The organism is Pseudoalteromonas sp. MEBiC 03607, assembly GCF_004792295.1.
Classification (GTDB): Bacteria; Pseudomonadota; Gammaproteobacteria; order Enterobacterales; family Alteromonadaceae; genus Pseudoalteromonas; species Pseudoalteromonas lipolytica_C.
On sequence record NZ_SRRY01000001.1, the window covers coordinates 2,263,344 to 2,277,695 of the forward strand.

Annotated in this window: 11 protein-coding genes; 6 read left to right on the top strand and 5 right to left on the bottom strand. The window is 39.0% G+C overall.

What is annotated here, in order from left to right:
* Positions 1 to 36: 36 nt before the first annotated feature.
* Entirely contained in the window at positions 37 to 1,236 is a 1,200-nt protein-coding gene (locus E5N72_RS10420; protein ID WP_135924374.1) for an Nramp family divalent metal transporter, read from the bottom strand.
* Positions 1,237 to 1,529: 293 nt separating this feature from the next.
* Here E5N72_RS10420 and E5N72_RS10425 point away from each other — a divergent pair, with 293 nt between their 5' ends.
* Entirely contained in the window at positions 1,530 to 1,946 is a 417-nt protein-coding gene (locus tag E5N72_RS10425; protein WP_135924375.1) for an MAPEG family protein, read from the top strand.
* 62 nt (positions 1,947 to 2,008) lie between these two features.
* Here E5N72_RS10425 and E5N72_RS10430 read toward each other — a convergent pair whose 3' ends face one another.
* From E5N72_RS10430 to E5N72_RS10440, 3 genes are all read right to left on the bottom strand, one after another.
* Positions 2,009 to 3,301 carry an Ig-like domain-containing protein gene (locus tag E5N72_RS10430; RefSeq protein ID WP_135924376.1) on the bottom strand — a complete coding sequence of 431 codons (1,293 nt, stop codon included), beginning with the start codon at positions 3,299 to 3,301 and terminating at the stop codon, positions 2,009 to 2,011.
* A gap of 22 nt (positions 3,302 to 3,323) precedes the next feature.
* Positions 3,324 to 3,836: a porin family protein gene (locus E5N72_RS10435; protein WP_135924377.1), complete on the bottom strand. Its 513-nt coding sequence runs from the start codon at positions 3,834 to 3,836 to the stop codon at positions 3,324 to 3,326.
* Between the two features lie 171 nt (positions 3,837 to 4,007).
* Positions 4,008 to 5,855, bottom strand: a complete 1,848-nt coding sequence (locus tag E5N72_RS10440; protein ID WP_135924378.1) for an ABC transporter ATP-binding protein — start codon at positions 5,853 to 5,855, stop codon at positions 4,008 to 4,010.
* A 159-nt stretch (positions 5,856 to 6,014) separates the two neighbouring features.
* Between E5N72_RS10440 and E5N72_RS10445 the strand changes: the two genes are divergently transcribed.
* From E5N72_RS10445 to E5N72_RS10460, 4 genes are all read left to right on the top strand, one after another.
* A complete protein-coding gene (locus E5N72_RS10445; protein ID WP_135924379.1) occupies positions 6,015 to 6,845 on the top strand; it encodes an alpha/beta hydrolase family protein in 831 nt (276 codons plus the stop codon).
* 1 nt (position 6,846) lies between these two features.
* Positions 6,847 to 7,245, top strand: a complete 399-nt coding sequence (locus E5N72_RS10450) for a VanZ family protein (RefSeq protein ID WP_328247073.1) — start codon at positions 6,847 to 6,849, stop codon at positions 7,243 to 7,245.
* A 61-nt stretch (positions 7,246 to 7,306) separates the two neighbouring features.
* Positions 7,307 to 8,209: a GGDEF domain-containing protein gene (locus tag E5N72_RS10455; protein ID WP_135924380.1), complete on the top strand. Its 903-nt coding sequence runs from the start codon at positions 7,307 to 7,309 to the stop codon at positions 8,207 to 8,209.
* Between the two features lie 182 nt (positions 8,210 to 8,391).
* A complete protein-coding gene (locus E5N72_RS10460; protein WP_135924381.1) occupies positions 8,392 to 9,789 on the top strand; it encodes a M28 family peptidase in 1,398 nt (465 codons plus the stop codon).
* Here the strand turns inward: E5N72_RS10460 and E5N72_RS10465 are convergent.
* Positions 9,782 to 11,938, bottom strand: coding sequence for an ATP-binding protein (locus tag E5N72_RS10465; RefSeq protein ID WP_135924382.1), 2,157 nt, complete (start codon positions 11,936 to 11,938; stop codon positions 9,782 to 9,784). The two genes, E5N72_RS10460 and E5N72_RS10465, sit on opposite strands and share 8 nt — an antisense overlap.
* Positions 11,939 to 12,162: 224 nt before the next feature.
* Here E5N72_RS10465 and E5N72_RS10470 point away from each other — a divergent pair, with 224 nt between their 5' ends.
* The gene (locus E5N72_RS10470; protein WP_135924383.1) at positions 12,163 to 14,352 is read left to right on the top strand and encodes an LruC domain-containing protein; all 2,190 of its coding nucleotides are present in this window, start codon (positions 12,163 to 12,165) and stop codon (positions 14,350 to 14,352) included.

Consider the following 14,352-nt stretch of genomic DNA (forward strand, 5'->3'; position numbering starts at 1 on the left):
AGGCCGCGATTGCGGCCTTTTTTGTATTTAAAGTCTTTATATTACCAAGTTTACAAGCTTATAGAGGCTTAGCCCGAATATCAGCAATAATACAGGTACAATCACAAGGTTAACTAACATCGAGTTGGTATGCTCTTTCATTACAGATTTTTGATTCACTAACCAAACAAGGTAACAAGTAACAATAGGTAATAATAAACCATTGGCAGCTTGTGCGAAGATGATCACCGCAACAGGATCAAGCCCTAGCGATGCGACAAAAGCACCAAAAAGCAAAATAACAATAGCGACAAGCTTAAACCGTGTATCGCTCATTTGTGTTGACCAGCCAAGCATACCACATACCGCATAAGCACCAGCGAGTGGGGCGGTGATGGCACTTGTAAGGCCTGCGGCACACAAACCGATAGCAAAGAAATAATGAGCCATACCCCCAAGCAGAGGCTCAAGTTGCACGGCCATATTAGCAGCTGATATTTTACCTGCGTCAGTCCCGTAAAATGCCACTGAGGCCGTTGATAAAATGGCTAATGTGATTATGCCACCTAAAGTAATCGAAATACCGGTATCAAGATTCGTTTCTTTAATAACTTTATCGATGTCTTGTGAGCTATCGTGTTTTTCGGCAAGTACCCCTGAATGTAAAAACAGGTTATAGGGCACAATAGTTGTGCCTATCAAGGCAAGCACCGTAGTAATTGAATCATCAGGTAGACTAGGTATAAAACCCTTCATAACTTGGCCAAGAGGCGGTGCCGCCATCACCAGCGTTGAGATAAACACCAAGCTCATTAAAACTACTAAAACAATCAGTGCAGTTTCAATTACTTTATGTTTACCTGTGTATAATAATGCAGCACTTAATAGTGCAATAAGAGGTGTCCAGATCAATGGGTTTATTGATGGGATAATTTCTTGTAACCCCATACTTGCACCAGTCAAATTTCCCGCCTCGTAAGCTGCACTGCCAATACCAATCGCACTGATCACTAATATCGCAGCAAGGACTTTAAAGATCGGTGTTTGAATAGTGGTTCTAAGTGCAGTTGCTAAATCTTTCCCAGTAGCCACACCAAGACGAGCAGCCATTGATTGCAACAAAATAGTCGCTATAACAGAGAATAATAACGTCCAAATAAGAGCAAAGCCAAAATTAGCACCTGCAACACTTGCAGTGGTGATTGTACCTGGGCCAATAAAAGCGGCGGTGACAAGAAGTCCGGGACCTAAACGCATGACAAAACCTTTTATTATTATTTTTAGTGCATTAACAGTTTAAACAAAGCAGATCTTAAGGGTATAGAGAGTATTTGCAAGGGTAAAGTAAAAGAGATGAGTCGTTTAGCGTTAGTGTGTTGAACTTATAACTAATCCACACTGTAATTTTTATACACTTTACGTAGTAATGGCACAGCATGTTTGCTTTAAACATACTTAATCATTATAAATCAGGTGGTTATATTAACTGGAGTATTGGTTGGATTATTGCAAGGTATAAGCATATTTGTTATTAGCAAAAGGAAATGAAAATGCCTGAACTCACTTTTTCAGCTTACGCGGCTGTGTATGTTTATCTAATTATGTTGACTATTCAGTGGATAGTTGCGGCTGTGACTAAAGCAAAACAACCCAATGCGGTGCCAGGTAAACTCGACAGTTCCTTGAGTCATGATAGTTTTGTGTTTCGCGCGCATCGCACCTTTATGAATAGCCTAGAGAATAGCCCATTATTTTTAGCCACTGTGTTTTTAGGTTTTTTTCTTAACTTGAATAGCATGGCATTTGCTTTGTGTATCTGGATATATGTAGCTGCGAGGCTTATCCATATGATTCTGTATTATGCGATAGCAACAGAAAAGAACCCAAGTCCACGCAGCTATTTCTTTTTGATTGCAGCAATGGCTAACATGGTGATGTTGGTATTAATAGGCTTACGTTTATTGTAAAAGGGTGGTGAGGTATTGTGATTCAATGCCTCACCTGAGATTTATTTAAATTGACAAAGTCATTATTCGATATTTATTAAAACACTGCTAATTTCTGTGTCATATTGAACAGTGATCAATGCTGTTCCCAATGTATTTGAGGTACTTGTAACTCTGTAGCCGGCTTGAGCTGTGCCCGCATTTACTAATTTAGTCGTTACTAGGTTACTGTTATTAATACTCCAATTAGCAAACTCAGTTACATTTAAAGATGATTGATTTGAGCTGTAGTTAGCGAACAATTTGAGTTCAATCGTTCCTAAAGGAGAAATTGAATACTCGCTAGAGCCATCATTAATTTCTAAAGAATCAAGTTCAGCGTCACCTTCAATTTGTACTGTTGTAATCTTTTGCTTAGTACCACAATCGGCTAACAGTTGCGTGGTACCAGGTTTAAGTGCAAGAAAACTAGCTGTCGAATCACTATCGTCAATACTTTTTGGTGTTAAACCAATAAAGTTACTGTTGATTGCAGACCACTTGATACTTGAGCTAATGTCTTCTGTTTGCTCTGAATTGCCATTTTGATATACCGCTTTGGCAGCAAGTTGGATTCGATCTCCAACGCTGATGTTTAACTCACTATCTTGTTCAGAATTAAACGAAACATTAATTTCTTTTAAATTGCTAGGATCTGCAACAACAGATAATTGATCGGTAACATTGCCAATTGCAGCTGTAATTACAGTGCTTTCAACAGCTGCAGCAGATGTATATACAAAGCCTTGCTGATTGATTTTGGCAGTTGTATTTTCATCGACACTTAGATTTATATCTCTCAAGCTATTTAATGCAGTATATCCATCAACGTAGGTTATATCGGCCGATACTCTCGCAGGCGTGCATGTATTGATAGAGCCTGTTGCAGGAATGACTTGTTTTAAATTAATTGATTCTGCCGCCACATCTGCAATAGATATTTGTTTTTCATCACTAATATCATTTATAGTCGTCGCGGATATAGTAATTAACCCTTGGTTCGATGGCGAATTTTTTAGAGCAGTTAACAAGCCATTACTATTGATTTTAGCAATACTCTCGTCACTTGTTTGCCAGGTTATTTCATTGGTTACGTCTCTAGATTCACCATTTGAATCTATACCCGTTACTTTCAATTGATGGGTGTCACCTTCTTTTAAACGAACTTGGTAGTTTTCAATACTAAGTGACTCAATGATAGTGCCTTCTTGGCGTAACTTTTCAAGTTCAACTTCTTTTGCTAACTGAGTTGAGTCAGTTTCAGATCCGCAACCCAAAATAGCGCTAACAATTAAAGAGATACTGAAAAGTTTTGATACGTTCAACTGCGTGTTCATGAAAATCCTTGCGATTAGCTATTTAAAAATGGTAAGTAAGGCCAAGTGTTACACCACTGATTTCTACGTCGTCTCCTTTGAATAAAGATTGGTAGGCTAATCTCACTTGTGTATTTTTGATATAAGGTATCTGTTGGTGAACTGCTACTCCCCATGCAAAGCCATCATAATTATAATTTGTGGGGAGCTTTTCAGATGCTGAATTAACGATCATTTCGTTTTTTGCATAGCCTAATGAAATATCAAGTCCAAAGCCGTTAACCACATCAGATTGCATAACAAAAAAGAGTGCGGCGCTTTTTTCAAGTTCAAACTCTAAATTGTAAATGTTGTCGTCATCACTTGATATTAAGTACTGTGCCTCAAATGCCATATTATTGTTGCTGGCGCCTGCTCTTAAGAAGGTAGCAGTTGGTTTAGCACTTTCACTACTAATTTCAATATCACTGAGCATATAGTCAGCACCTAGATAATACGTATCTGCCTTAGTCTGAAAACTAGCAGCAAATATAAAAAGCAAAATATACTTTTTCATAATTTAATTTCTTGTGTTTATATTAGGGTCGATACTAGCGTTTAGTATTAGTGGAATCAAGCAGCGTAATTGTTAATTTACATACAACTGGTTGAATTATATTTGAAACTGTAAATAACTAGCTTGCAGATACAAGTACCAGTTAGCTAGTTAAATACAGCAAAAACTTAGTTACTCAACACCAATAAAACCACCGGTTTGATGTGACCACAGGGCAGCATAGATGCCACCTTGTGAAATTAATTGTTGGTGAGAACCTTGTTCAACCACGCCACCTTCATCAAGTACAATGAGTCTATCCATTTGTGCAATAGTTGATAAGCGATGCGCAATTGCTATAACCGTTTTACCCGTCATTAAATCGTCTAAGCTGGTTTGAATTGCCGCTTCTACCTCTGAATCAAGGGCACTAGTTGCTTCATCTAATATCAAAATTGGAGCATTTTTTAACAGTACACGGGCAATAGCAATACGCTGTCGCTGACCACCTGAAAGCTTCACACCTCGTTCACCGACTTGTGCAGCAAAGCCTTTATTACCTTTGCTATCTTCTAAGTCTTCGATGAACTCAAGTGCCTTAGCTTGCTTTGCAGCAGCGAGCATTTCTTCTTCAGTTGCATCTGGCCTGCCATAAAGAATGTTGTCTTTTACAGAGCGATGTAACAGCGAGGTATCTTGCGTCACCATCGCAATATGTTTACGTAAACTTTCTTGGCTTACATCTGCGATGTTTTGACCATCAATACGAATAGTGCCCGAGTCAACATCATAAAAGCGCAGTAATAAGTTCACTAAGGTCGACTTACCAGCGCCAGAACGACCCACTAAACCAATTTTTTCACCTGGTTTTATATCAAGGTTTAAGCCATTGATAACAGGGCCACGATGGGTTTCGTTAGCTGCTTTACCATAGTTAAATTGTACATTCTCAAAGCTTATAGACCCTTTATCAACGTTAAGGGTGCTCGCATCTGTTTTATCATCTACTTCAATCGGCGTTGATAGGGTTTTCATACCATCAGCAACAGTACCAATGTTTTCAAACAGGCTACTGATCTCCCACATGATCCATTGTGCCATACCGTTTAATCTAAGAGATAAACTCACTGCAATAGCGATAGCCCCAACACTGATGGCACTAATAGACCACAGATACAATGACAAAGCGGCAATGCTAAATACCAGCAAATAATTAAGAGTATTGATAGAAAAGTTCAAGCTGGTAACTAAACGCATCTGCTTATATACCGGCTGTAAAAACACATCCATGCTGTCTTTTGCGTATTGCTCTTCACGTTGCGTATACGAGAATAATTTGATTGTTGAAATGTTAGTATAACTATCAACCACACGTCCGGTCATTTCTGAACGCGCATCTGCCTGCGAGCTGGCTACTTTTTTGAGCTTGGGTACAAAATACATCTGAATTGCAGCATAAAGGACTAACCAAACTAACAATGGCAGCATCAAACGCCAGTCAGATTCAGCGACTAAAAATACCATGGCACCAAAGTAGACTACGATATACATTAGTACATCGAGCAGTTTCATCACTGACTCACGAACGGCTAATGAGGTCTGCATGACTTTTGTCGCAATACGACCAGCAAATTCGTTTTGATAAAAGCTAACACTTTGACGAAGCAAATAACGGTGCGCTAGCCAACGGATAGACATAGGGTAGTTACCCAGTAGCGCTTGATGTAACACTGCTGAGTGAAAAAATACAACTATGGGCAATACTACCAGCAGCACAATTGCCATTTTTGTAAGCTCAGCCTGCTGCTCAACAAAAAGGGTATTAGGGGTGTATTGACCGAGCCAATCAACTAATTGCCCCATATAACTAAAAAGCGAGACTTCTAAAATAGCAAGTGCAGCTGCGCTTAAAGACATCAGTAGCAATGAAAGTTCCATGCCACGGGTATAATGACGACAAAATGCAAATAAACTATTAGGTGGTTGAGATGGTTGCTCTTTCGGAAACGGATTAGTCATCCGTTCAAATAAACGATACATAGACGACGCTTTTTAAAAATCAAAGTAGCACTACTATATCATTTGAGTGGTTTTTTAGCAGTTCATTTAGCTCAAAAACTCAGATCAAAATCTATCCTCTATTCAGTTATTTACATCTTCTGTGAGAAGTGAAAATATAATAAGAAAAAGGAATTAATTATGAAAAAGTTGCTCTTTACACTTTCGCTTGTTATTAGCTTACCACTTTGTGCTTATCAAACCGAAACCCATACATTTAAGGGTAAACAAACCGCCATTGAGAAACCCGTTACGGTAACGTTACCGGATGGCTATCAAGAATCTAATAATTACAATGTTATTTATGTATTACATGGCTATAGCGGCAACCATACTGATTGGACAAAACTAACAGATATCGAAAAACTTGCCGATCAATATAACGTCATTATCGTTAATCCTGATGGAAACTTCGGCTCTTGGTATCTCGATTCTGACATCGACAAAAGTTCGCAATACGAAACTTACATCGCTGAAGATTTAGTCAATTATATAGACACAACCTATTCGACCAATCGGTCTAAAAGTGGCCGTGCAATAACAGGTTTATCGATGGGGGGATTTGGTGCTTTGCATATTGCCATTAATAACCAAACTCGTTTTGCCGCAGTATCGGGAATCTCGGCAGGTGTTGATGTAAGACCGTTTAGTGCTGAATTTGGCCTTGCAAAAGTATTGGGTGGCTATGCCGATAATCAAGAAAAGTGGGATAACATTGCCATTATTAATAACTTACATAAAATAGCTGCAGGTAACACAGCGTGGAAAAAAGGCGCTGATACTCTCGCTATCATGCTCGATATAGGTGTAGATGACTTCTTTGTAGAGCAAAACCGAGCGCTGCACCAAGCTATGCTTAAGCTGCGAATTCGTCACGATTACATAGAGCGTCCGGGTTCTCACGATTGGCATTACTGGAATAAAGTAATCCCTTATCAGTTTCTGTTTTTAACAACACATATGGGGCAATAAGATGATGTTGCAACGACTGCTGTTTTTAATGGCGCTTAGCTTTTTTGGATTTATTGGTTGGGTAATTTATTTAGCAAATACGGGGCAAAAATCACTGCTTTTTGATTTAGTTGCTGCAATTCCTTATGGCGATAAACTGGGCCATTTTTGCCTGTTTGGTTTGCTGACTTTATTCATTAACCTTGCGTTTAAATTTAAAACTATCAAACTTGTTGGACATGAAATTTATTTAGCGGTGCTCATTGTTTCCACGTTCGTTGTATTAGAAGAATTTAGTCAATATTTTGTGGCAACACGTACTTTAGATGTTTTCGATTTAATTGCAGATTTCTTAGGGATTGCTGTATTTAGCGCAATATCACTTTGGCTTAGTAAAAAGTTATACCCAGTTAAGCCCTAAACTTTCAGTCACTTGCTTGGTTTCGTCTATACTTATTGCAAAGCAAACAATTTAGTCGTGTATGAACCAAGAAACATCGGAATATTTATCTGATATTATCACTCTCTTATTAGATGCTGTTTGTGTTGTAGACTCGAAAGGTACTTTGCTTTTTGCAAATCCAGCCTTTGAATCTATTTTCGGATACGCACCAGAAGAGGCTATTAATAGACAGATGCTCGACTTTGTTTATCCAGAAGACAGAGCAAAAACAATTCAGGCTATCAACAAAATAGTGTCTAGCAATGATGATCCACGTTTTGAAAATCGTTGGGTAAGAAAAGATGGCAGAATAGTCCATGTTTTGTGGTCAGTTTATTGGTCAAAAGAAAAACAAGTCAGAGTGGCAATCGCTTATGACATTACTGAGCAAAAAAAATTAGAACAAAAATTAATTTATATGGCAGGCCATGACTCACTTACCGATTTACCTAACCGTCATTATCTGACCACACAATTAGAAGAATCTTTGTCAATTGCGAATACCATTTCAACAGTAATAGGCGTGTTATTTATTGATATTGATGGCTTTAAGCAAGTTAATGATATCCATGGTCATGGAGCGGGCGATAAGCTGTTAAAAACAATTGCCATGCGTATTCGCCATGTATTGAAAAAAGGTGACTCAGTAGGCCGTTTAGGTGGAGATGAATTTGTCGTGGTATTGAAAAGCGTTAAGAATAAAAATGACGTGATAGAAGCCGTTGATAAGTTAAAAGCAGAAATCTGTAAACCACTTATCTATAATGATGCAGAGCTTATTTACTCGCCAAGTATTGGTGCTGTGTTATTTCCAGAACATTATGGCGATGCAGAGTATTTAATTCAGTGCGCTGACAAAGCCATGTATAACGCAAAGTACGCGGGTGGCAATCAGGTGGTGTTTTATAATGATACGATGACATTACCAGGTACAAAATCATAGTGTCACTTACAACTGAGCAGTTACCTTCAATTCCTACGATTCTTACTTATTTTAAACTTCACAGCACCTAGACAAAAGATAAACTCAGATTATTCAACCTAATAATTTGTTTTCTAACTCATAACTATTGCGTGAAATGAAATATTAGTTAGCCTTGAATTATTCATTGAAGGAGTGAAACTATGTTAAAGCGTAAAATAATAACAACAACGGGTGCTTTGTTTAGCTCATCGCTGTTTTTGGTCTCGGCAGCTCAAGCCACAACACCTCAATATAAAGATCAACAAGCTTTGCATGATATTGCAAATGCAGTTTCAAAAACGCGTATAGAGCAAGATATACAAACGCTGGTTGATTTTGGCACTCGCCATACTCTTTCTGAGACGAAATCAGATACACGTGGTATTGGTGCAGCAAGACGTTGGATCAAGTCTGAATTTGAGGCGATTTCTAAAGCGTGCGGAAATTGCCTAGAAATCATCGAAGTAAAAGACACTATTTCCGGTGAAAAGCGTATTCCAAACCCGGTAGAGGTTGTCAATATTGTGGCTATTCAGCGCGGTCAAGTTGATGCGAACCGAATGGTTATGATGTCGGGTGATATTGACTCGAGAGTGTCTGATGTAATGGACTATACCTCAGATGCGCCAGGGGCTAATGATAATGCATCTGGTGTGGCTGGCGTGCTGGAATCTGCGCGTGTTTTATCAAAGTATAAATTTAATGGCTCAATTGTTTATGCAGCTTTATCTGGTGAAGAGCAAGGCTTATTTGGCGGTAAAATTTTAGCTAAATATGCACAAGAGCATAATTGGCGTGTTCATGGTGTTTTAAACAACGACATGATTGGTAATTCAACCGGCATTAATGGGGTAACAGATAACACAACTGCACGTATCTTCTCTGAAGGCACTCGCGTTATTGAAACCAAAGAGCAAGCCCATAAACGCCGTTTTACCGGTGGTGAGGTTGATTCTGCAAGTCGTAACCTTGCTCGTTACATAGATACAATCGCAGATCGCTACATTGAAAATCTGGATACCATGTTGGTATATCGACTCGATCGTTTTGGTCGAGGAGGGCATCACCGTCCATTTAACGATGTTGGCTTTGCAGCTGTGCGTATAATGGAAACCAACGAAAATTATAACCAACAACACCAAGACTTACGTGCTGAAAATGGTATTACCTACGGTGACACCATTGATCATGTTGATTTTGCCTATGCAGCGAAATTAACGTCACTAAATGCAGTGACGATGGCATCAATGGCATGGGCGCCTGCACCACCAACAGGGGTCAGTATTTCAGGTGCTGTAAAGCCAAGTACAACCTTGGCGTGGCATGAAAGTGATGACCCAACTGTGGTTAGTTATAAAATCTATTGGCGTTATACCAGTGAGCCACAATGGCAATTTAGTCGTGATGTTGGCAAAGTCACCGAAGCAACACTGAAAAATATTGTTATCGATAACTACTATTTTGGTGTTGCTGCTGTGAACAAAGATGGAATTGAATCACCGGTTGTATTTCCTGGTGATGTTGGTGCATTTGAATGGCCAGACAAATCACCTAAATAGCAATCGTTAAGTCATAGCGGACACCACCGAGTTCGCTATGGGCTGCCGTTATACGCCAATTATGGGCTTCGACAATTTGTTTTACTATCGCAAGCCCAATCCCTGATCCTGATTGCTTAACTGTATTTAAGTCAGGCACTCTATAAAGGTGGTCAAAAATCTTTGTTAAACTCTCATCGCTCACGCCAGGGGCTGAATCTTCATAGCGGATCAATAGCTGTGTTTGGCTTTGGCTAATCGTTAAATTAATCTTACCGGGCTGATGCGTGTACTTAAGCGAATTACTGATTAAGTTTGCAAATAACTGTGAAAGCCTTGTTGCATCGCACTCAAAGTTTAATTCATTAGCAACATTTTGTGAGAATCTCACTTCAAATTTATCAAGCTGGATTGCCATATCTGCGTGTAAGCTTTGGAAATACTCAGCTGCATTAATTGTTGTTACGTTGAGCTGAAAGCAGCTTTGCTCTAAAAGTGAAATTTTATTTAAATCAGTGACTAAAGTTGCCATATCGGTGATTTTTTGGTTGAGCTTTTCGTAGGTAAGCTCATTAAATTGAGTAAGACCAGCTTGCAGAGTTTCAAGGTGTAAGCGCAACCCGGTTAATGGACCACTTAGTTCGTGGGCAACTTGTGATAATAACTTACTACGTTGGCTGATTTGTTTATCTAGATAATTCCGGCGTTGTTCAATCAGTTGTTTTCTTTGTTTTACTCTTAATAATGCGATGCCCATTACAGCTAAAAGCAAGCTAAATAATAAAATGCTGTATAAGATTGTTTGACGCTGTGAGGCTATGGCTTGGCTTTTTTCATGGTCTTGCAGTTTTAAATTTTGAATGGCCAAATCTCGGTCGCGAATAGCAATTGAGTTTTGCAGCTCCGCTAAACGTTGATTGTAGTTGTTATGGGCAAAGTTTTTTTCAAGCTCCGTGATAGTGCGTTGATACGACAATGCTTGTTGATAATCAGCTTGCTGTTGTGCAACTGTAATTAGATGTTCAAGGGCAAGGATCTGCTTTTGCAGCCTATTTTTTTGATTACTTAATTGAAAGGCCTGCTGTGCATAATGTTTAGCTTGTTTAAGCTCAGTCGAGCCAATGTATAGTTTTGCTAATGTCAGTAACACATCAGTATATAAGTGATCGTCTTCTTTCAGTTCAGTGATTACTTGTTTTTCAATTGCTAATGCTTGATCAGCTTTATCAATTTCAAGCAAATTTATTGCAATATTATGCTTAGCCCAAGCGGTATTTCTTGTGCTGTTATAACTAGCAAATACTTGCTGAGCATCTTGTGCGTATTCAAGTGCTTTAGTGTAATTGTGTAGCCCATATTCGCATTGTGATAACTTAACTAAGCTATGTCCGATATCTGAAAGTGACCCCGTTTGTCTATCAAAACTAAGCGCTGTAATAAACTCGCTCTTTGCTTTTTCGTATTGGCCTAAATCTAAATAACTTTGAGCAATCGAATAGGTTATGCCTGCTTGTAATGAAATAGACGGTGACATCTGCTGAACTAGCTCACGGCGTTTTAGTTTATACTCCAGAGCAAGCGTTAACCTGTCTAACTGCTCAAGATTACGTGAGTAACCATGGTAGAGCATTTCTTTTTGCTTTAAGGTTAATTCGCGATTGTTGTCGTGAATATAAACCTCAAGCAAGTTCAAGGCGGCTTGATACTCACCAGCATTATGATAGGCACTGACAAGGCTCGCCACGGCGTCAATTTCATAATCGCTAAGTTGCAAACGCTGAAATAGCGCGACATTTTGTTGAGATAACGAAATTGCGGTTTCTAAGTCACTTTTTCTGTAGGCCAGTCGTGCTTTAGCAAGATACAACTCGCTGTATATAGGGGAGTCGTTTTTGTATTTTGGGCCTGCTTCAAGCTCATCTATTATTGTTTGCGCCTGCTGAAACTGCCCGAGCTGTATATGAACGTGAATTAATCTAACGTTAAAACTGATTCTTTCTGCAAGGCTTGCAGATTCTAAAAGTTGTTTATCGATACTTAATAAATACTCATATCGTTTTTGGTAATCACTGATTGCTCTGGCTTCGTCAATATGGTTTTGCAATGATGATGCAAAAGCACAGTTCATTGATAAGGCAAAATACAGAAAAGCAGCGGCTTTAAGTTTCATAGTAGGGTTTATTATTTTTTTAAATCCCAACTAGTCTAGCATGTCATACTTTTAAATGGGAATGATTTGCTTTTATAGCTAAAAGGAATTGCATTATGCAATTATTCTTCTCGCAACTTGCGAATAATATTGGCTAGATTTTTATAACGCATTGTTAAAAGACAATTTATTTTTTGGAATGGTTGCTGCTTAAAGTAATTACACACCCAAAGGAGAGTGTAATTATGAAAATTAACATACTCATTTACTTAACAGCGGCACTTGCTAACGGCTTGGTAAGTGCAGCACCATTTGAGCAGTGTCCAAGTAAAGCATTTTTAATTCAGGGTTCGCCCGCACAGATGTATGGTGTTGATTTAGTATCTGCGAAAACGACAGTGCTTGCAGCAGCAATGGATTTTGCAAGCGAAGCTAATAACGACAGTGTTAATGCGGTGGGGTTTAATTACCAAGACCAATATATGTATGGTTTTAGTAAGCAAGCCCCTAAAAGTGTGGTACGCATAAATAACCAATACATGTTAGAGCGTTTAAATGTAAGCGGCTTACCAGATACGAACTTTTATGTGGGTGATATTTTAGTTGATGAGCAGCAAAACAAGGCTGTGTATTACTTATATCATCCACGCTTTGGCCTTTACGCCATTAATTTAACAGCACAAAATGAACAATACCAAGCTGAATTAATTCCAGGCTCTGCTAACTGGAATCTCTCTATTTATGACTTTGCATTTCACCCGCACAGTACTCTTCTTTACGCTGTTGAATCAAACGGCGACTTATATGAGATCAACGTTGAAAATGGTGGCCCTGTTTTTATTACAAATCTCGATATTGCAGGTGATACAGGCGCCAATGGCGCAGCTTACTTTGATTTGCAAGGGCAGTTTTATTTTAGTAACAATCGAAGCGGTAAAGTCCATAGGGTTAATTTAAACATCAGCCCTGTGTCGGGTTATACACCAACTGCGTCTGTGTTTACGTTGGGCCCTACATCTAACCAAAATGATGGGGCACGTTGTGCTATAGCAGAGGTAAAAGTTACAGATAACTCGATAGATTTTGGTGATGCGCCTAGACCTTATCAAACAACGTTAGAAGATAGCGGTGCAAGACACTTGTTCGATCCTAATGAAGACCAATCTAACCTTGTTTATCTCGGCGCAAGTGTTGATGGAGAAAACTTAAACACTGCCAGTGATCTTCTCCAGTCATCAGTAGATAGCTCTGACGATGGGGTCAAGTTTGTGACTGATTTTGTTGCCGGCTCAACAAGCCAAATTATTGTCACATCACCAAATGATAATGGCTATTTATATGCTTGGTTTGATTGGGACCAAAATTACCAGTTTGATGCAGACGAAATCACAGTGAGTAAATATCGCCTTAATCAAGGGGATAACAGTGTTCTTGTTGATGTACCAAGTAATGCTGTTATGGGAGCAACATGGGCACGTTTTCGGGTCACAGACGGTAGCGAAGCAAATCCAATAACTGCAACAGGTGGGGTTACAGGCGGAGAAGTTGAAGACTATCCTATTAATACCTACGGTAGTCTTGCTTACCCAAGTGAGAATGGCTGGGTAACTCTGGCTTATGAAGACCAATGGCCCTTCGCTGGTGATTATGACTTTAATGATTTGGTTATGAATTACCGTACAAAGTTGATTGATAAAGATGGACAAGCGCTTGGTTATAAAATAGAAGGAGACCTTGTAGGAATAGGTGCTACTTTTCATAACGGGTTTGCAGTTCGCCTTTATCAATCTAGCCCCAGTGGTATAAACAAACGCATTTTACGCAGTCAAATAGACCAAGCATCAATCAGTTTAATCATTAATGGCGAACAGCAAACACATACGATCCTTGAAGAAGGAACAGAAGACGCAATTTTTATTGTGATGCCAGATACATGGGCTTATGCAAGTAAAGATTCTAGCTGTAGTTTTTTCAGAACTGAAGCGGGTTGTAACATTAATAATAAAGTTAGCTTCACTTTGAGTGTGTCATTAAATACTTATATAGCGAGTGTTGATGCACCTAAATATACACTGGACCCATTTATTTTTGCTGCAGAAGGTCATTATCACGGTACTTTTTTAGATGGCTTGAATCCTCGCGGATGGGAAGTGCATATTAAAAACCAACCGCCGACAGAAAAATTTAATCAAAGTTTGTTTTCTTTAGTAGGCAGTGATGATGCAACTAATACTCAGTTTGGGTATTACTTCCAAACGCCATCTGGATTACCTTGGGCCATTGAAGTGGGGTCGTCGTGGGCGCACCCAAAAGAAAGTGTTGATATAACCCAAGCCTATAGTGAGTTCCAAACATTTGCTGAATCTGATGGCAGAGAAAGTCCAATGTGGTTTAACAATGCAACAACATCTAAAGTGATTTCGGGAGCACAGTAG

Coding starts and splice junctions, on each gene's coding strand:
- E5N72_RS10420 (WP_135924374.1), bottom strand. CDS start 1,236: ATGCGTTTAGGTCCCGGACTTCTTGTCACCGCCGCTTTTATTGGCCCA.
- E5N72_RS10425 (WP_135924375.1), top strand. CDS start 1,530: ATGCCTGAACTCACTTTTTCAGCTTACGCGGCTGTGTATGTTTATCTA.
- E5N72_RS10430 (WP_135924376.1), bottom strand. CDS start 3,301: ATGAACACGCAGTTGAACGTATCAAAACTTTTCAGTATCTCTTTAATT.
- E5N72_RS10435 (WP_135924377.1), bottom strand. CDS start 3,836: ATGAAAAAGTATATTTTGCTTTTTATATTTGCTGCTAGTTTTCAGACT.
- E5N72_RS10440 (WP_135924378.1), bottom strand. CDS start 5,855: ATGTATCGTTTATTTGAACGGATGACTAATCCGTTTCCGAAAGAGCAA.
- E5N72_RS10445 (WP_135924379.1), top strand. CDS start 6,015: ATGAAAAAGTTGCTCTTTACACTTTCGCTTGTTATTAGCTTACCACTT.
- E5N72_RS10450 (WP_328247073.1), top strand. CDS start 6,847: ATGATGTTGCAACGACTGCTGTTTTTAATGGCGCTTAGCTTTTTTGGA.
- E5N72_RS10455 (WP_135924380.1), top strand. CDS start 7,307: ATGAACCAAGAAACATCGGAATATTTATCTGATATTATCACTCTCTTA.
- E5N72_RS10460 (WP_135924381.1), top strand. CDS start 8,392: ATGTTAAAGCGTAAAATAATAACAACAACGGGTGCTTTGTTTAGCTCA.
- E5N72_RS10465 (WP_135924382.1), bottom strand. CDS start 11,938: ATGAAACTTAAAGCCGCTGCTTTTCTGTATTTTGCCTTATCAATGAAC.
- E5N72_RS10470 (WP_135924383.1), top strand. CDS start 12,163: ATGAAAATTAACATACTCATTTACTTAACAGCGGCACTTGCTAACGGC.